20 protein-coding genes are annotated in these 18,867 nt (G+C 32.7%); 15 read left to right on the top strand and 5 right to left on the bottom strand.

Translation table 11 applies throughout. The annotated features are described in order from the left end of the window. Positions 1-112: 112 nt before the first annotated feature. Positions 113-1,549 carry an undecaprenyl-phosphate glucose phosphotransferase gene (locus JOD96_RS18050; protein ID WP_245188447.1) on the top strand — a complete coding sequence of 479 codons (1,437 nt, stop codon included), beginning with the start codon at positions 113-115 and terminating at the stop codon, positions 1,547-1,549. Here the strand turns inward: JOD96_RS18050 and JOD96_RS18055 are convergent, their stop codons facing one another. Continuing rightward, complete coding sequence (locus JOD96_RS18055; RefSeq protein WP_209565623.1) at positions 1,550-2,287, bottom strand: tyrosine-protein phosphatase; 738 nt, start codon at positions 2,285-2,287, stop codon at positions 1,550-1,552. Between the two features lie 136 nt (positions 2,288-2,423). Between JOD96_RS18055 and JOD96_RS18060 the strand changes: the two genes are divergently transcribed. The 12 genes from JOD96_RS18060 (at position 2,424) to ftsY (ending at position 12,997) form a co-directional block, all read left to right on the top strand. After that, positions 2,424-3,614, top strand: coding sequence for a DUF5009 domain-containing protein (locus tag JOD96_RS18060; protein ID WP_209565624.1), 1,191 nt, complete (start codon positions 2,424-2,426; stop codon positions 3,612-3,614). 222 nt (positions 3,615-3,836) lie between these two features. Further along, positions 3,837-4,937, top strand: coding sequence for a hypothetical protein (locus JOD96_RS18065; protein WP_209565625.1), 1,101 nt, complete (start codon positions 3,837-3,839; stop codon positions 4,935-4,937). A gap of 31 nt (positions 4,938-4,968) precedes the next feature. Continuing rightward, the gene (locus tag JOD96_RS18070; RefSeq protein ID WP_209565626.1) at positions 4,969-6,132 is read left to right on the top strand and encodes a glycosyltransferase family 2 protein; all 1,164 of its coding nucleotides are present in this window, start codon (positions 4,969-4,971) and stop codon (positions 6,130-6,132) included. 84 nt (positions 6,133-6,216) lie between these two features. Continuing rightward, on the top strand, positions 6,217-7,611 hold the full coding sequence (locus JOD96_RS18075; RefSeq protein WP_209565627.1) for a dihydrolipoamide acetyltransferase family protein: 1,395 nt from the start codon (positions 6,217-6,219) through the stop codon (positions 7,609-7,611). 165 nt (positions 7,612-7,776) lie between these two features. Next, complete coding sequence (locus tag JOD96_RS18080) at positions 7,777-8,547, top strand: 3'-5' exonuclease (RefSeq protein ID WP_209565628.1); 771 nt, start codon at positions 7,777-7,779, stop codon at positions 8,545-8,547. Positions 8,548-8,639: 92 nt separating this feature from the next. Beyond that, entirely contained in the window at positions 8,640-9,251 is a 612-nt protein-coding gene (locus JOD96_RS18085; protein ID WP_209565629.1) for a fumarylacetoacetate hydrolase family protein, read from the top strand. Continuing rightward, a complete protein-coding gene (locus JOD96_RS18090) occupies positions 9,251-9,595 on the top strand; it encodes an Hpt domain-containing protein (protein WP_209565630.1) in 345 nt (114 codons plus the stop codon). The genes JOD96_RS18085 and JOD96_RS18090 overlap by 1 nt, the downstream gene beginning before the upstream one ends. A gap of 201 nt (positions 9,596-9,796) precedes the next feature. After that, the gene (locus tag JOD96_RS18095) at positions 9,797-11,050 is read left to right on the top strand and encodes a CinA family nicotinamide mononucleotide deamidase-related protein (protein ID WP_209565631.1); all 1,254 of its coding nucleotides are present in this window, start codon (positions 9,797-9,799) and stop codon (positions 11,048-11,050) included. Positions 11,051-11,121: 71 nt separating this feature from the next. Next, complete coding sequence (gene rpmB, locus JOD96_RS18100; protein ID WP_008468080.1) at positions 11,122-11,358, top strand: 50S ribosomal protein L28; 237 nt, start codon at positions 11,122-11,124, stop codon at positions 11,356-11,358. A 27-nt stretch (positions 11,359-11,385) separates the two neighbouring features. Further along, complete coding sequence (gene rpmG / locus JOD96_RS18105; RefSeq protein WP_008253902.1) at positions 11,386-11,568, top strand: 50S ribosomal protein L33; 183 nt, start codon at positions 11,386-11,388, stop codon at positions 11,566-11,568. A gap of 76 nt (positions 11,569-11,644) precedes the next feature. Beyond that, positions 11,645-11,797, top strand: coding sequence for a DUF4295 domain-containing protein (locus JOD96_RS18110; protein WP_008468081.1), 153 nt, complete (start codon positions 11,645-11,647; stop codon positions 11,795-11,797). A 246-nt stretch (positions 11,798-12,043) separates the two neighbouring features. After that, on the top strand, positions 12,044-12,997 hold the full coding sequence (ftsY, locus tag JOD96_RS18115) for a signal recognition particle-docking protein FtsY (RefSeq protein WP_209565632.1): 954 nt from the start codon (positions 12,044-12,046) through the stop codon (positions 12,995-12,997). A gap of 181 nt (positions 12,998-13,178) precedes the next feature. Here the strand turns inward: ftsY and JOD96_RS18120 are convergent, their stop codons facing one another. Then, on the bottom strand, positions 13,179-13,694 hold the full coding sequence (locus JOD96_RS18120) for a hypothetical protein (protein WP_209565633.1): 516 nt from the start codon (positions 13,692-13,694) through the stop codon (positions 13,179-13,181). A gap of 534 nt (positions 13,695-14,228) precedes the next feature. Here JOD96_RS18120 and JOD96_RS18125 point away from each other — a divergent pair. Both JOD96_RS18125 and JOD96_RS18130 read left to right on the top strand, forming a co-directional pair. Beyond that, positions 14,229-14,669: a hypothetical protein gene (locus JOD96_RS18125; protein ID WP_209565634.1), complete on the top strand. Its 441-nt coding sequence runs from the start codon at positions 14,229-14,231 to the stop codon at positions 14,667-14,669. After that, on the top strand, positions 14,650-14,946 hold the full coding sequence (locus JOD96_RS18130; protein ID WP_209565635.1) for a DUF721 domain-containing protein: 297 nt from the start codon (positions 14,650-14,652) through the stop codon (positions 14,944-14,946). Before JOD96_RS18125 ends, JOD96_RS18130 begins: the two co-directional genes overlap by 20 nt. 92 nt (positions 14,947-15,038) lie before the next feature. On the opposite strand, the gene JOD96_RS18135 is transcribed toward JOD96_RS18130, so the two are convergent. From JOD96_RS18135 to bshC, 3 genes are all read right to left on the bottom strand, one after another. After that, on the bottom strand, positions 15,039-15,458 hold the full coding sequence (locus JOD96_RS18135; protein ID WP_035640013.1) for a nucleoside-diphosphate kinase: 420 nt from the start codon (positions 15,456-15,458) through the stop codon (positions 15,039-15,041). Between the two features lie 203 nt (positions 15,459-15,661). After that, the gene (locus JOD96_RS18140) at positions 15,662-16,933 is read right to left on the bottom strand and encodes an acyltransferase family protein (protein WP_209565636.1); all 1,272 of its coding nucleotides are present in this window, start codon (positions 16,931-16,933) and stop codon (positions 15,662-15,664) included. A gap of 102 nt (positions 16,934-17,035) precedes the next feature. Then, positions 17,036-18,625 carry a bacillithiol biosynthesis cysteine-adding enzyme BshC gene (gene bshC / locus JOD96_RS18145; RefSeq protein WP_209565637.1) on the bottom strand — a complete coding sequence of 530 codons (1,590 nt, stop codon included), beginning with the start codon at positions 18,623-18,625 and terminating at the stop codon, positions 17,036-17,038. Positions 18,626-18,867: the final 242 nt, after the last annotated feature.

An 18,867-nucleotide genomic window follows, 5' to 3' on the forward strand; every position in this document is an offset into this window, starting at 1 on the left:
AATTGGGTTAAAAGTAAAGTTTTAAAATAAATTGATTTTAAAATAACATTAAAAAATATAATTAAAATGTTATTTTGCATCATAATACTCAGGTCAGAATTTACTTTAAAAAATGACCGTAGATCCAAATATGAAGATTTTTCAAAAGATATCACATTATCGTTTTTCCCGTTATTTCAAGCTATTGTTTGTGTGTTTTGATGTGCTATTGCTAAACGCCTCAATCAATCTATCGGCTTTGGCCAGATTTGGCAGTTTAGAGCAGCTTTCGTCAAGAGAAGAAAAAACAGTTATTTTATTAATGAACCTGATCTGGATCGGATTATTACTTTTTAGAAATTCGTATCGTATGATTCGTATCGAACGTATTGAATCAATACTAAAACGAACTACAAATAAAGTTACCATTCATGCCGCCCTGGTAGCCATTTTTGTAGTTTTTCTTAAATATGCAGATATTTCGCGGCTGCGATTGCTTTATTTTTATCTGTTTTTCTTCCTGCTGATTATGATTTCGCGTTATGTATTGATGAAACTCCTCAAAGAAATCAGGGCAAAGGGATATAATTTTAAAAAGATTATTATCATCGGAGCAAATGAAACCGGAGAAAGAATGCGCAAAATATTGGCTAAAGATTTAACTTACGGTTATCGGTTTTTAGGTTTTTTTGATGACAAAGAAGTAGTATCTCCTGACTTTGAAGGTTCAATTTTAGGCGGCTTTGATACTATTGAGAGTTTTATCATAAAAGAAAAAATAGATGAAATTTATGTTGCCCTCCATATAGACAAGGTAGAAATAATCAATAAGCTGGTAAAGATTTGTGAACAAAACATGGTAAGAATCAAGTTTATCCCTGATTTTCAACTGTACACAAAATCAAGTAAAGTCGAAGTAACTTTTTATGAAAATACGCCTGTACTGATGTTTCGTCCGGAACCATTAGAATTTGCATCAAACCGGCTTGTAAAAAAAGTTTTTGATATTCTCTTTTCAACAGCAGTTATAGTCCTCATTTTTCCGTGGCTTTTGCCAATCGTAGCGCTAATTATAAAGTTAGAATCGCCTGGCCCCGTTTTTTTTAGGCAGCAGCGTTCAGGCCGGGACAATCAGGCTTTTATGTGCTTTAAATTCAGGAGTATGTATGTCAATGATCTGGCACATAAAAAGCAGGCAGGAAAAGGAGACAGCAGGATTACAAAATTTGGTGCTTTTATTCGAAAAACCAGCATTGATGAACTGCCACAGTTTTTTAATGTTTTTTGGGGAGATATGTCTGTTGTAGGACCAAGGCCGCATATGGTCAATCTTGCAAAAGAATACAGTGAGTTAATAAATAATTATCTGGTGCGACAATATGCAAAACCAGGAATAACTGGCTGGGCACAAGTGAATGGATATCGCGGCGAAACCAAAGAACTTATCGATATGGAAAACAGGGTAGATTATGATATTTGGTATATCGAAAACTGGAGTTTATTATTGGATATAAAAATTATAGTACGAACTGTTATTAATATTTTTAAGGGCGAGGAGAATGCCTATTAATCAGAATTTAAAAATGTTGTTATTTTTTATAACTTCTTTGAGGTCAGAAATACTATTGACTTTTATTTTCTGATCAAATGATTTTATGTGATTGTGATGATGAACATCAGAGCCAACAAAATTATACATTCCTTTTTTCAGCAGTTCTTCTGTAATCTTAGTAACCTCATTGCCGTAATATCCCGTAGTCGCCAATAAATTTAATTGAAACAGGCAACCCAATTTCTTTAGTTTTTCGTATTCGTCAAAATTCTTATGATAATACAAATATCTTTCAGGATGGGCTAAAATCGGAATGTAGCCTGCAACCCGCAGATCAAAAAGGATTTTATGAAGCTGTACCGGAGGATTTATATAGGATATTTCAACCAGTACATAATTGTCTTTTATCGTAAGAAGTTTTTCGGTCTTAAAATGGTTTTCAAACCAATCATCCATAAAATATTCTGCAGCTGCCCGAAAAGGAATTTTTATATTATTTTCTTCTAAAACAATTGCAGTGTGCTGTTGTTTGGCAATAATTGTTGCAGCAGAATTATCCCAAAAATGATTTTTGATATGTGGTGTCGTCACAAATTGAGAAAATCCAATTTCCTCAAATGCTTTTGCCAGTTTTATAGTGTCCGAAATGTTTTTTGCGCCATCATCAATTCCGGGCAACAGATGAGAATGAATGTCGATGTAACTATTCGACAGTAACTCTTTTAAACGTGGTTTGGATTTTAAAAATGATAACATGCGGCAAAAATAAATGAAATAGACTGCGTTTGAAATTTTTTTAAATAGAATTTTTAGATTTTGAAATTAATGTAACAATGTAACTTCTCATTTTATAATTATATTATATTTGACATTATTAAAAATGTAATAATTTATGAAAATAAAAGAAAATTTATATAACCAAAGGATTATTTCGATAGATGCTTTACGTGGAATTACAATTTTTGTAATGATTTTTGTAAATGAACTCGCAAGCGTAAAGAATGTGCCGCAATGGATGAAGCACATGCCCGCAGATGCCGATGCAATGACTTTTGTTGATGTAGTTTTTCCTTCATTTTTATTTATTGTCGGAATGTCGGTTCCCTTTGCATTTAATGCCAGATTAATGAAAGGGGACAGTATAAGAATAATCTGGACCCACACATTAAAAAGAGCTTTGGCCTTAATTATTATTGGAGTTTTTATGGTCAACGCAGAAAATGGTTATGATGCATCAAAAATGATAATAACGCCAGCATTTTGGGGACTTTTGGCATATGCAATGCCAATTCCGATTTGGAATAAATATCCAAAAGATTTTCCGGTTTGGTTAAAATATACTTTGCAATACGGCGGAATGCTGGTTTTAATAACGCTTTATTTTCTGTATGTTCAGGACACAGGAGAAATCGGGATGACGCCAAAATGGTGGGGAATTCTCGGTTTGATTGGTTGGGCTTATCTTTTTACGGTATTGTATTATTGGTTGGTTTCTGGAAAATTATGGGCAATGATTCTGTTTTTGATTATTTGCATTATTGCCAATTCAATAAACCTCACCGAAGGATTAGCGATCAGACAAAATTTCTGGTTTAATTTTATCGCAGGACACTTAACACATGCTTCTGTGGTAACAGCCGGTGTTATAATTTCGTTGTTGTTTTTTGACAGAAAAGTGATGCCCAAAATCAATTGGCCGGTAATAGGTTTTGCAATTCTTTTCTTTGCGTCGGCTTATTTTTTAAGACCTTATTACGGAATTTCAAAAATTAAAGGCACTCCGTCATGGACCATGTTTTCTGCCGCAATTTGTACTGTTTTATTTTATTTTCTTTATTGGCTGATGGAAATTAAAAAACAAACTAAATGGAGTGATTTCTTTATGCCGGCAGCAGCAAATCCTTTATTAATTTATATTTTGCCAGGTATAATCTATTATTTTAATGCCACTTTCAATCTGCATATAATTCCGGATTACTTACGTGAAGGAGTTCCGGGAATCATATGGTCATTGCTGTTTTCTGCCATTATGTTACTGGTAATGAAAATTTGTAATAAGTATAAGATTCAGCTGCATTTATAATAGTTTCAGGTTTCAAGTGCAAACCCTAAACCTGAAACATTTTTCTTCTAAAAATACTCCACTTTACCAACTTGTAAAACTGACTTATTTTTCGCACAATATTTTGTTTAAATTTGTGGTGTAAATTGTAAATCATTTTTAATGAATGCTTTAAGAATAAAATTCTTTTTGGTTTTATTTTTTCTGTTTTCATTTTGTTATTCACAAAATGACAGCATTTCTATGGGTAAAAAAGACATACGGGATGTTTTATACAAAATCCTTAAAAAAAATGATTCAGTAAATTATAAGGACAAAAAACTCGCTTTTTCTTTATTACCGGTTCCTGTTGATGTAAACTCAAGTACAGGATTAATAATTTCTTTTTTGACAAGTTTTTATTTGGGAAACGATTACACAAAAACAAAAATGTCCCAGATAACTTTTTCACCTTATTTCAGTTTTTCCAATCAATATGTTTTTCCGCTTCAGACCTATATTTATACAAAAGAGAATAAGTGGAGTTTTATTGGTGATTATCGTTATATGATTTATCCTCAGTTTACTTATGGACTGGGAGAACATAATATAGATGAAGAAATGTCGACTTTAAATTACCAGCAATGGCGGTTTTATCAGTTTGTAAACAGAAAGGTATTTGGCAATTACCGATTAGGATTGGGGGTTTTATTGGATAATTACAAAAACATTTCAGAAGAATCTTATATAGAAGAAGAAACTGATTATTCAAAATATATGAATGGAGACTTTGCTGATGAAACTTCTTTAGGAATTGCTATTCAGGGTTTGTATGATTCCAGAGAAAATACAATAAATCCCGAACAGGGTTTTTACCTCGAAGCCGATTTGCGAATAAATACAAATGGAATTGATGGAGATAAATGGCAGTCACTTTATGTAGATGCCAGAAAATATTATTCCTTTAGTAAAGAAAAACATAAGGTTTGGGCTTCAAGAGCTTTTTACTGGTCTACATTTGGAGGGAAACCCCATTATCTGGATTTGCCAAGTATTGGCTGGGACAGAGAAGGAAAAACAGGAAGGGGTTTTACAAAAAACAGATATCGCAGTAATGCCCTTTTATATTTTGAAACCGAATACAGGACAGATATTACGGCAAATGGTTTTATTGGTGCCGTATTTTTTACCAATATTTCTTCAGTTTCAAAATTTGATACCTATAAATTTACCAAGTGGAATCCGGCGGTTGGAACTGGTTTACGTGTTAAATGGAACAAGCAAAACAACAACAATTTGGTTTTAGATTTTGGCGTCAGTAAAAACGACTGGTCTTTGCGATTGGGTTTGGCCGAAAATTTCTAACTTTCCAAAAAATCAAAGGCTGGTATTTTCTATGCAATTATCAATTATTATTCTCAATTATAATGTTCGTTATTTTCTGGAGCAATGCATTTTAAGTGTTCAGGAAGCACTTTCTGGTATTGACAGCGAAATTATTGTGATTGACAATAACTCGTCTGATGATAGCTGTCTGATGATAGAAGAGCGCTTCCCGGATGTAAAACTTATTCGAAACAGCGAAAACTTTGGTTTCCCAAAAGGAAACAATATTGGAGTTGCAAACGCGCAAGGAAAATATATTTGTATTCTGAATCCCGATACAGTTGTTGCCGAAGATACATTTTCTAAAGTTTTGGCTTTCGCCGAAAGGCAAACCAACTTAGGAATTGTAGGTTGTAAATTAATTGACGGAACAGGAAAATTTCTGCCCGAAAGCAAACGCGGAGTTCCAACTCCCTGGGTGGCTTTTACTAAGATTTTTGGTTTGTATAAAATTTTTCCAAAATGGAATCTGTTTAATCAGTATTATGCACAGCACATTTCAGAAAATGAAACAGGAAAAGTGGATATCCTGGTTGGTGCTTTTATGTTTATGCAGCGTGATTTATATTTTGAGTTAAAAGGCTTTGATGAAGACTGTTTCATGTATGCTGACGATATTGATCTTTCCTATCGTGCCTTATTAAAACAAAAAGACAATTATTATTTTCATGAAACAACAGTTTTGCATTATAAAGGTGAAAGCACTGTAAAAGATGAAAAATACATGAAACGTTTTCAGGAAGCAATGACATTTTTTTATCAAAAACATTTTAGGAAATCCCTGTTTTTTTCTGTTTTTATTAAAATCGGGATTCTGTTTTTTTCGTTTGTTAAAATGTTTCAGGGAAAAACAAAAGACAAAGATCTTCCGGAAAGTTATGTTTTGTATTCATCGGATATGAAATTGTATGAAAAATTGTCTTCAATTCTTAAAAATAAAGTAGTTATTTTCGATTTCAAAAAAGAAAAAATGGTAAATTCGTCCCTGATTTCTAAAGGGAAAAGGGTGGAGATTATTTTGGATAATCAACACATTTCATTTAGAAATTGTATCAAAATCATAGAAACGCTCAAAGAAAAGAGTATTACTTTTAAAATTTTCCCCAAAAACGCAAATTTTATTATTGGAAGTAATTCAAGAAATGACAGAGGGCAAACTATAAAAATCGAGTAAAAAATTATATTAAGTGTAATTTATATATAAAATATTCAGTAATTTCGCAATCTGAAAATCAAAATCACCCTTGAGGTTAACAATATGGCAAGATTTGAATTAAAGCTTCCTAAAATGGGAGAAAGTGTAGCTGAAGCAACTATTACAAACTGGTTGAAAGAAGTTGGAGACAAAATTGAAGCTGATGAAGCTGTACTCGAGATTGCAACTGATAAGGTTGACAGTGAGGTACCAAGCGAAGTATCAGGAACTTTGGTCGAAAAATTATTTGGCAAAGATGATTTAGTTCAGGTTGGACAAACCATTGCAATTATCGAAACAGAAGCAGGTGTTGAAATATCTTCATCATTCTTGGTTGATAAAGTTATTGAAGATGAGCCGGCCCCTGCTGAAGCAGCAGAAATCGAAAAAACAATCGAGGCGGTTCAGGAAACTGCAGCAGCACCTCAGGATTTCTCAACATCAGACAAATTCTTCTCTCCGCTTGTTAAAAATATTGCAAAAGAAGAAGGTGTTTCTATTGAAGAGCTTGAAAATATTCAGGGTTCAGGAAAAGACGGTCGTGTTACAAAAGAAGATATTCTAAAACATATTGAAGATCGTAAATCAGGTGTTGTTATAACACCAAAAGCGGTTGAAGAAACAGTTGTCGAAACTATAGTTTCTAAAACTGAACAACCAAAAGCTGAACAACCAAAAATTTCAGAGCCAAAAGCTGTTCAACCAGCAGTTCAAAAAAGCCAGCAAACAGTTCCGGTATCTGTAAACGGTGGTGATGAAATTATAGAGATGGACAGAATGCGTAAACTGATTTCAGGCTACATGGTCGCTTCTGTACAAACTTCAGCCCACGTACAGTCATTTATAGAAGTCGATGTAACCAATATTGTAAAATGGAGAGATAAAGTTAAAACTGCCTTTGAGAAAAGAGAAGGTGAGAAACTTACTTTTACCCCAATTATGATGGAAGCTGTAGCAAAAGCGCTGAAAGATTTTCCGGGAATGAATATTTCTGTAGATGGTGAATATATCATCAAAAAGAAAAATATAAATTTAGGAATGGCTGCAGCCCTGCCAAATGGAAATTTAATTGTACCTGTTATTAAAAATGCAGATCAGTTAAATCTTGTGGGAATGGCAAAAGCAGTTAACGATCTTGGAAACCGTGCAAAAGCAGGAAAACTTAAGCCGGATGATACACAAGGCGGAACTTATACTGTAACGAATGTAGGAACATTTGGAAGTGTTTTTGGAACGCCAATTATCAATCAGCCGCAAGTTGGAATCTTAGCTCTGGGTGCAATTCGTAAAGTGCCGGCGGTTATTGAAACTCCTGAAGGTGACTTTATCGGAATCCGTCAGAAAATGTTCTTGTCACATTCTTATGATCACAGAGTAGTAGACGGTGCATTGGGAGGAAGTTTTGTAAAAAGAGTTGCAGAATATTTGGAAGCTTTTGACGTAGAAAGAGACTTCTAAAACGTTCTTTTTTAAAAATATTTAACCCTTTTAACATTTTAAATGTTGAAAGGGTTTTTCTTTTGTCTCTTTGTGGAAATCATTGACAGAAATCTTCAACTTTATGAAAAAAACGGGTAAAATTCAGCTTTAAAAATTATATTTGTAAACTTATAAAATTCAAAAATGGAACTCAAACTCAACAAACCAATTTGCTTTTTCGATCTTGAAACTACAGGGATCGATATCGGAAAAGACAGAATAGTAGAAATTTCAATATTTAAAGTTTTTCCAAACGGAAATAAAGAAAGCAAAACTTGGTTAGTTAATCCAACAATTCCAATTCCTCCTCAAACGACAGCTGTTCATGGTATTACAGACGAAAAAGTGGCAAACGAGCCTACTTTTAATGAGCTGGCACCACAAGTTCATAATATGATAAAAGACAGTGATTTGGGTGGATTCAATTCGGACCGTTTTGATATTCCTTTATTAGCAGAAGAATTGCTTCGCGCCGGAGTTGATTTTGATATGAAAAATAAGGTTTCGGTTGATGTACAAACAATCTTTCATAAAATGGAAGAGCGTACTTTGAGTGCAGCATTGAAATTTTACTGCGGAAAAAGTCTTGAAAATGCCCATTCGGCAGAAGCAGACACAATGGCGACTTACGAAATCCTGAAAGCGCAGTTGGATCGTTATCCTGAATTAGAAAACGACATGAGATCACTGTCGGAATTTACAACCCGTAAAAAAATAGCTGATTTTGCCGGAATGATTGCTTTTGATAATGATGGGGAAGAGATCTTTACTTTTGGCAAACACAAAGGTGCTAAAGTCGAAAAGGTTTTAGAAACAGAACCCGGATATTACAGCTGGATCCAGAATGCTGATTTTCCGTTGTATACCAAAAAAGTTCTGACAGCAATTAAATTAAGAAAGTTAAATACGAAATAAAGGTTCTGAGATACTAAGGTTCTAAGATGCTAACGTTTTTTGCGCAATTTTTTAGAACCTTAGTTTCTAAGTGTCTTAGCAACTCAAAAAAAATGAAAATAATTTGCATCGGCAGAAATTATGTCAATCATATAGAAGAATTGAAAAATGAAAGGCCAACTGAGCCTGTTATTTTTATGAAACCTGATTCGGCTGTTTTATTAAAACAACATCCGTTTGTAATTCCTGAATTTTCTGAGGAAATTCATCACGAAATTGAGATAATTGTTAAAATTAATAAAGTTGGAAAATATATCGAACCTAAATTTGCGCATAAGTATTATGATGAAATTAGTGTAGGTATTGATTTTACTGCCAGGGATTTACAAGAAAAGTTAAAGGCAAAAGGACTACCTTGGGAAAAAGCCAAAGCATTTGATGGTTCTGCTGTCATAGGTGAATTTTTGCCCAAAACAGATTTTGTTTCTATGGAAAATCTTAATTTTGAACTCACAAACAACTCCAAAATGGTTCAAAAAGGAAATACCGGCTTTATGCTTTGGAAAATTGATGAGCTGATAGCGTTTGCATCGCAGTATTTTACATTAAAAATTGGCGATATCATTTTTACAGGCACTCCCGAAGGTGTTGCATCTGTAAAACCAAACGACGTTTTGGAAGGGTTTTTAGAAGATAAAAAATTATTTAGAATACAAGTAAAATAATGGCCTTAAAGTACAACCTTTCGAAAGTCTACGCACTTTCAGATAACGACCCTGAATTTGTAAACGAAATTCTAAAACTCTTTGTTACAGAAGTTCCGGAAGATTTAAAACAAATCAAAGAAGGGATTAAGAAAAAGGATCATAAATACGCCTATTCTTATGCGCATAAAATAAAACCAACTTTAGATTTAATGGGTTTAAATGTGGCATTTGAAGAAATTCTGCAAGTCGAAGCCTGGACAAAAGCTGAAGGAAAGAAAAAAGATATTATCGAGACTTTTAAAAGTATAAAAGTACAGGTGAAAGAAGCGATCAAAGAAATTAGAAAAGATTTTGATTTATAATATTGAGCGTGATCTGCTTCTTTCTTAAAATAGGGAAGAAGCAGGTCTTGTCGTTTGATATCTTTTGCTTTCGGAAATCCTGATTAATGATACCACACTTTATCGTAAAGGACGCTGTTCATTCTCCTTACAGAATCTTTGCGATAACAATCTACTTTCTAATAATTACTGCGTATTGCAGGAAAAAAATAATATTATCATATGAAAGCAACTATTATAACTATCGGAGATGAAATACTGATTGGTCAGATTGTAGATACCAATTCAGGATTTATTGCAAAATCGTTAGATAAAATCGGTGTTGAAGTCACTGAAATGATTTCCATTAGTGACAACAAAAAACATATTTTAGATACTTTTGCTCAATTGCAAAATAAAGTAGACCTCGTGGTAATAACCGGGGGATTAGGGCCAACAAAAGATGATATTACAAAAAAAACTTTCTGTGAATATTTTGATGATACATTGGTTGTAAATCCTCAAGTGCTTGCTCACGTCACAGAACTAATAGAAGGTTTTTATAAACGTCCGATTTCGCAATTAAATAAAGATCAGGCACTGGTGCCTTCAACTTGTACTGTTTTGCATAATAAAGTAGGTACTGCGCCGGGTATGTGGATGAAAAAAGAAAATACAGTATTTATTTCGCTTCCGGGGGTTCCGTTTGAAATGAAATATTTAGTCGAAGAAGAAATTATTCCAAAAATTGTTCGCGAATATAAGCGTCCCTATATTATTCATAAAACGATTTTAACATACGGTCAGGGAGAGAGTTTAGTTGCAGAACGTATAGAAGACTGGGAAAATAACCTGCCTGATTTTATCAAGCTGGCTTATCTGCCAAATCCGGGAAGAGTGCGTTTAAGACTTTCTGCAAGAGGAACAGATAAAGAAAAGCTCGAAGAAGCACTCGAGGCCAATATAAAATCATTAGATGCTATAATTCATGATATAATAGTAGGTTACGAAGAAAATGAAACCATCGAATCTGTAGTAGGGAAACTTTTGTCAAAAGAAAACAAAACTATTTCTACGGCAGAAAGTTTTACAGGAGGAAAAATTGCGTCAATTTTATCTGCTGTTCCGGGAGCTTCAAATTATTTTAAAGGAAGTATTGTTTCTTATGCAACAGAAGCGAAGGTTAATGTTTTGGGGGTTTCACAGGAATTGGTAGATCAATATTCTGTAGTAAGTGCACAAGTGGCAGAGGCTATGGCTTTGAATGTGAAAGATATACTTAAAACAGACTATGCAATAGCAACAACTGGTAACGCCGGACCGTCAAAAGGGGATTCTGATGCCGAAATTGGAGCTGTTTTTATTGCTTTGGCTACACCAAATGGTGTAATTACAGAAGAGTTTAACTTTGGGCAACCACGTGAAAAAGTGATAGATAGAGCTACTATTAAGAGTTTGGAAATATTACAGAAAGAAATTTTGAAAATTGTGCAATAATTTTTTGCTACAATGGTTTATTTTTCTTTTCTTTGCACCCTGATTTTGAATAACGATAAAAGATAAGTATAATGTCAAGAGTTTGTGACCTTACAGGTAAAAGAGCGATGGTAGGAAATAACGTTTCTCACGCTATGAACAAAACTAAGAGAAAGTTTTCTGTGAACTTAGTTAAAAAGCGTTTTTATCTTCCAGAAGAAGATAGATGGATTACTCTTAGAGTAGCAGCATCTACGATAAAAACAATTAATAAAAATGGAATCACTGCTGTTTTGAAAAAAGCGCAGTCAGAAGGATTTATCAAATAATCTTTTCCTAAATAAATATATAGCAAGATGGCAAAGAAAGGTAATAGAATCCAGGTAATTTTAGAATGTACTGAGCACAAGACTTCTGGTGTTCCAGGAACTTCTAGATATATTACAACTAAGAACAAAAAAAATACTCCGGACAGATTAGAGATTAAGAAATTTAATCCAATCTTAAAAAGAGTAACTGTTCATAAAGAAATTAAGTAATAATTAGAGATTTTTATAAATCTCAAATGGTTTTGCCATTAGAGTTTTATAAAAGCTTCAAATAAACATTTGAATCATGGCAAAGAAAACCGTAGCATCGTTACAAACATCTTCTAAGAGATTATCAAAAGCCATCAAAATGGTGAAATCTCCTAAAACTGGTGCATATACATTCGTAGAATCTATTATGGCTCCTGAAGAAGTTGATGAATTCTTGAAAAAGAAATAATTACAATTACATTATATAGAAAAGCTACTTTCATTCGGAAGTAGCTTTTTTATTTTTTATATTTGTGTAAAATTTTATAAAAAGAAATAAATCTTCTGTTGTAAAAGACTTGAGATTTTTCCTATGTCAATTTAAGGTTTATTGATATGATAATCTGAAACCTTGTAAAATGGAATTCTTATTATAAATATAAGAGATTGTAGATTGTTTGAAATCAATAATCTAAAAACTAACAACAAATAACAAATGAGTTTTTTTAAAAAATTATTCTCTACAGATAAAAAAGAGACTTTAGACAAAAGTCTTGAAAAATCAAAAACTACTTTTTTCTCAAAGTTAAGTAAAGCCGTTGCAGGAAAATCTAAAGTCGATGACGATGTATTAGATAATCTGGAAGAAATTCTGGTTGCATCAGATGTTGGTGTAAATACAACATTGAAAATAATTTCAAGAATTGAAAAAAGGGTAGCAGAAGATAAATATTTGGGAACCGATGAACTAAATCAGATTCTTCGTGATGAAATAGGTGCTCTATTATCTGAAACAAACCGAGGTGAAGCTACTGAATTTGATATCCCAAAAGATAAAAAACCATACGTTCTGATGGTGGTTGGAGTTAATGGGGTTGGTAAAACTACCACAATAGGTAAACTCGCTTATCAATTTAAGAAAGCGGGTTATAAAGTAGTTTTAGGAGCTGCAGATACATTTCGTGCTGCTGCTATAGATCAATTGCAAGTATGGGCAGACAGGGTTGATGTGCCAATTGTGAGACAGCAAATGGGAAGTGATCCTGCTTCTGTAGCTTTTGATACTTTACAGTCAGCTGTGGCTCAAAATGCAGATATTGTAATTATTGATACAGCAGGGCGTCTGCATAATAAAATCAATTTGATGAACGAACTTACCAAAGTAAAACGTGTTATGCAGAAAGTAGTTGCTGATGCGCCTCATGATGTGCTTTTGGTTTTGGATGGTTCAACAGGCCAAAATGCTTTTGAACAGGCAAAACAATTTACAGCTGCTACAGAAGTGACTTCTCTTGCTGTAACAAAATTAGACGGAACTGCAAAAGGGGGTGTTGTAATTGGTATTTCAGATCAATTCCAGATTCCGGTAAAATATATTGGAGTTGGTGAAGGTATTGAAGACTTACAGGTCTTTAATAAATATGAATTTGTAGATAGTTTTTTTAAATAAAATCAGAATGAGTTTAAAAAATATAACGCCTGTTACTTTTTATTTCGCAAGCGTAATAAGTTTTGTTTTAGCAAATGTCTTAAAAGATAAAAGCTTATCTTTTTATTATATTTTGTTGGTTTTAGGTTTGGTATTCTTTTTTATGGGGATGTTAAAAAGGATAAAAAACAGATAAAAGGATTTATTTCCTCTTCGATTTTTTTAATTTCCAGATTGTGCCGTCTGTATAAACAACAAGATAAGCATTTGCAGAAACAATTTTAATCGCATCTGTAGAGAAATCTTCCCATATCTTAGAAGAAATTTGTTTTGGTCTTATTAACGAAGTTGAATATCCGGTACAATGTCCCTTAACAAAAAAGTATTTACCGCTTGAAGGTTTCTCAAAAGAGTTTGTTGAATTCCATTCAAAATTTATTGCCTGGATTGTTTTGTTGCTTTTGTTTTTATACGTGATTTTGATGTCTTTGTGGTCAGAATATGCGTTTTTTAGTATTTTTGCAGATATAATTTTGATAGGTGATTCTTCGCTGAAAATAGTATCCGAAGATGAAAAACTGGAACTATCTGTAATGTGTGAAGCAATCTGTCTTTCTTTTATCTTGTTATGTGAATTAATCAAGGAATCATTTTTAGATTTCTGTGCGCATGAAATTGTAAGCATCGAAATACAGGAAAGTAAAATTTTATTCATCATAATTTTTTTTGAGATAATTATCAGAAACCAACAAAGAATTTTTAGCTTATAAAAAGTAATAAAGTTTTTACACAAGTCATTGATTATTAAATACTTGTTTATTTTTATGGATTTTACAAATGTCATGTTGTATTTATTAAAAGATTGCCATGGTAAGACAATTATATATCATAATTAGACTTTTTAAAAGAAAATTATAAAGACATTAGTCTGAGGAATTAATAAAGTTCTTTTTTTCAATAGATTAAAAAACAAGAATAAATGTTAAGCTATTACTATGAAGAAGATTAAGTAGCAACTTTATATTTTAGTCCTGTTAAAACTTTGGTCAAAGAGGTTGAAATAGTTTAATGGGTTTTATGAAATTTTATTTCTTTTAAAATTTTATAAGGTTAACTTTGTGATTGAAATAAAAACTTCTTTTTGAAAACGGAAGCCCTAGCCCTGATGGAAGCGGCATCCTTTTGCTTTTTTCTTTAATAAAGCAAAAGATACAGCGGACAGCAGGTATCAGCTCCTTAAATAATTCTATTTATGAAAAATACTTTTATGATCCTGGTTTTGTCTCTTTTGTTTGTTGGGTGCAAACAGGAAATTAAACCGGCAGATATTGCAAAACTCAACGGATATTGGGAGATTGAAAAAGTAGTTTTTGATAAGGGAGAGGAAAAAGCTTATGGAATGAACGAGAACTTTGATTTTTTTACAATTAAAGGAACTAAAGGAAAAAGAACAAAAGTCATGGCACAGCTTGATGGTACTTTTTTAACTACAGATACGTATGAAGATGTTTCGGTACGTTTTGCAGGTGAAAAAGTTTATCTGGATTATAAAACAGATTATGCCAAATGGAGCGAAGAATTAATAACATTATCTGATGATAAATTTGTGGTAAAAAACGCGGAAAATAAAGAATATCACTATAAAAAAGCTGGACCGGTAAACATTTTGAACAATGGCAAAGAGACTAAATAACGAAAGTACGATTGGCGCTGTTTTACAGCAAATTATTCAGACGAATAAATTACAGCCAGGAATGGACCAGATTGATGTACGCGATGCATGGAAACAATTGATGGGAAGTGGTGTGAATACGTATACAAGGAATGTTGTTCTAAAGGGAAGTACGCTGTATGTTGAACTTGGATCTTCTGTATTGCGTGATGAACTAAGCCACGGTAAATCTAAAATCATTAAGATGATTAATGAAGAATTAAAACGTGATGTTGTCAGAGAGGTGATTTTGAGATAATTTAAGATAAAACAGAAAATAAAAATGCCGTTTCAATTGAAACGGCATTTTTATTTTGATAAATTTTAGAATCTAAATCTAAAACTCTAAAACTAGAATTGCTCTCTTCCTGCAAAGTGGAATGCACTTTCGATAGCAGCGTTTTCGTCGCTGTCTGAACCGTGAACTGCATTTTCTCCGATAGAAGTAGCGTATGCTTTACGAATAGTTCCTTCAGCAGCTTCAGCTGGATTTGTAGCTCCAATTAAAGTTCTGAAATCTTCTACTGCATTTTCTTTTTCTAAAATAGCAGCAACAATTGGTCCGCGTGACATAAATTCAACTAACTCTCCGTAGAAAGGTCTTGCGGCGTGAACTGCATAAAACGCCTGAGCATCAGCTACAGTCAATTGAGTTAATTTTAAAGAAACGATTTTAAATCCTCCGTTTGTAATCATTGCTAAGATATTCCCGATGTGTCCGTTTGCAACAGCATCTGGTTTAATCATTGTAAAAGTTCTATTTGTTGCCATTTTATTACTTATTTTTAATTTTGTGCAAAAGTAGACTTTTTTTATCAATTGATTTTAATAAATTCATAATTAAAAGTTCTTTGATAGCAAGAATGTTAGGTTTTTATCAAAAATAAAAAACAAGCTTTATAAACCATATCAGTTTAATAAAGCTTGTTTTTGTAGTTTTTAATAAAATGAACTTATATGGCTTTAATATTTTTTTAAACTTTGAATATTAATTTATTTCTATAAAATATCCACAAAATAAATGTCCATATTGCCACATAAACTAATGCTCCTGCAAACGAAGCCATCATTGGATTACTAAAAAACGGCGCAATTCCGTATCGGTATAAATAACTTAGAAGATTAATGTTTTCGCCGGTTTTATGTGGATTTTCAAACTGAATCATTACCAAAGCCTGCGGAATAATCTGAGAAGCAAAAAATACAATCATTGGGTTGACTCCCCAGATTAAAAATAATTTAGATCCTTTTTGGTATTCTGCAATATCAATCAGGTAATATAAAATTGAAAGCGTTGTTGTCGCTAAACCGGTGGTATATAAAACATAGCTGCTGGTCCAGATTGATTTGTTTATCGGAAAAACAATATTCCAAAGTAAACCTCCTATAATTAAAGCAATTCCTGTCATTGCCATTTTTTTTGCAATGTTACTTTTTGCTGTTTTTTGTTGTAATAACTGACCAATTAGTAAACCGATAATTCCGTTTACGATTGATGGAATTGTACTTAGGACCCCTTCCGGATCCCAGGTAATAGTGCCGCTGTACATATGTCCCTTTAGTAAAATACTATCCAGCCAGGAAGCGAGATTGGTTCCTTTGTCTAAGTTGGCTTCTCCAATTCCAGGTACCGGTATCAAAGTCATGACTGCCCAATATCCTATTAATAAAAGAGCTCCGGTAATAATCTGTGTTCTTTGGGAGGTTTTTAAGTATAAAAGTGAAATTACAAAATATACGACTGCAATTCGTTGCAGAACTCCAGGAAGCCTTACATCATGATAGGCTTCAATACCACTGTAAGCCAGTATTAGATAAATAAATAATATTGAAAAGGCTAAAATGTTTTTTAGTTTAGAACTGAAGCTGCCCATAAGAGCATAGCCAACAGCAATTGTAATTATTAACCGGAAGATAAGAAGTGGAATTCCTTCGAGACCAAAAAACTGAATTTTGCCGAAATAATTGAAGAAAATTCCCAAACATAACATTCGTAATGATCGGATAAGAATTTTGTTGAATGTAGTATCGTCATATCTTTTATCAGGCATTGCAAGTGGTACAGCAACTCCCATGATGAAAATGAAAAACGGAAAAACTAAATCGGTTGGCGTACAACCATGCCATTCGGCATGTAAAAGTGGTGGAAAAACATGCCCCCAATCTCCGGGATTGTTGACAATTGTCATTAATAAAATAGTAAGTCCACGAAAGACATCTAGCGAAATTAAGCGTTCTTTTACCATTGGTTTGGGTAAATTGGTTAGTTAATAATTTTAAAAGTTCGCTATTTGGTTTAAACAATAATTCAGAACGGAGTGGTTATTTTATTCTGAATTATTGAGGTATTATATTGTTATGATTGAAAAGTTTGTTTCTAAAGGTCTTAATTTTTGAGTTAATAATGGAATCAATTGTTCACCTTTTTCTAAATAAAATTCAGAAAAATTAGCTTGGCGTTCCTGTAGGCTATTGTTTGGAAATAGCTGACATTGCAGATCAGTAACACGCTCCAACTGATCCTGTAGTTTTCTTTTTTGTGCTTTTAATAAACGTTTTTCAAGATTTTCTAAGCCTTTTTTTTGTTTAACTTCCTGTGCTTTTACTGCACCTGTAAATGATTTATCTGTTTTATCGGCTAACTCTGATAAGTATTGAAATTGTTTTTCCAGAATTTCTTTTTGGGGCGTTAAATCAATTGGGAATTCTGAAATTTTATGCGTTATGGCATTTACTAAACTAGTTGGCTGCGTAAATAAATCTTTCCAGGTTAAACCTAAATGATCTGCTTTTTTTGCTTGCTTTTCTGTGGCCAAAAGAACCGAATTTCGTACTAAAAGCACTGGAAAAGTTACATTTACTGCATCAAAAAAAGATTTTAATTCGAGCCAGTAGGCAATTTCTCCACCTCCGCCAATGTAACATAAATTAGGCAATATGATTTCCTGATATAACGGACGCATAATTACATTTGGACTGAATTTTTCGGGGTTACTTTCTAGCAATTTTAGAATTTCCTCCGTTGTAAATGAAGTTTTGGTATTATTGATGATAAATTTATCATTTTCAAAAACAATGCGCTCACGCAGGTTATCTTCGATATAAAATAAATTGATTTCGCGTGGATTTACCTGAACCGTATAATCTTTTAGTCTGGCAATAGTTCCCTGCACAGCTTTAAAAGAAGTTTGCTCTAATAATTCTTTTTTGGCATACGGAATAAAAGCACGTTTTAACTCGGCATTATCAGCATCCAGAATAACTAAACCTTGGGAAGCAAATAAATTATTAGCAAGAAAACGGGTTGCATCGGCAAGGTTATCGTGTTTAAGATATGAATCTTCAAATGTTTTTTTTAAGAAATTAGCATTAGTGCTTGATCCTAATTCCAAGGCATAAATTTCCAAAAATTCGGCTAAACCTTCGGTCGATAATTTTCCAACGGGACCAAAACTTTCTTTATTCCAGCGAAATTTTTTGCCTTTAAAATTAAAATAATTAATTTCTTCAAAGTCATGATCTTCAGTCGCCATCCAATAAATTGGCACAAAATTGTAGGCCGGATATTTTGATTTTAATTCTTTGGTAAGATTTATTGTGGAGATAATTTTATACAAAAAGTATAAAGGCCCGCTGAAAAGATTTAACTGATGTCCGGTAGTTACAGTAAACGTATTTTCGTGAGCTAAAAGTTCAATATTTTGTTTGGTAAAATCTGAAATATCAATTGAAGCATATTGTTCTTTTAAAACAGAAACCAGCGAAATTCGGTTTTTATTATCAAAATTTTGTTGTTTTTCAATAATTTGTTTTTCAAAGTTCTCCAGCGTTGGAAAATTGTTATATAGCGGTTTTAAGTCCGGTTTTTGGTCTAAATAATCGTGTATCAAAGTCGAGAAATATCCTGAGTTTTGGTAGCTGATACAGTCGGTTGGCATAATTTTGGGTTTAATTTTGATAGCTGTAAATTTAAGGAAAATAAACAGTTAAAAATGGATTTAACTATTGCTTATGATTTGAAATTTAATTTAGTGATTAAGTATTTGGAAATCAGTCAGTTTTAGGTCTTAAGAAAAAATATTTCAATAATAATTTGTTTATTAGGAAAATATTTCACAAAATTTGCCTCAGAAAAATAATTCATTAACTATTAATAACGAAGACAATGTTTGTATTAAAC

Origin of the sequence: Flavobacterium sp. 1355 (genome assembly GCF_017833415.1) — a bacterium.
Classification (GTDB): Bacteria; Bacteroidota; Bacteroidia; order Flavobacteriales; family Flavobacteriaceae; genus Flavobacterium.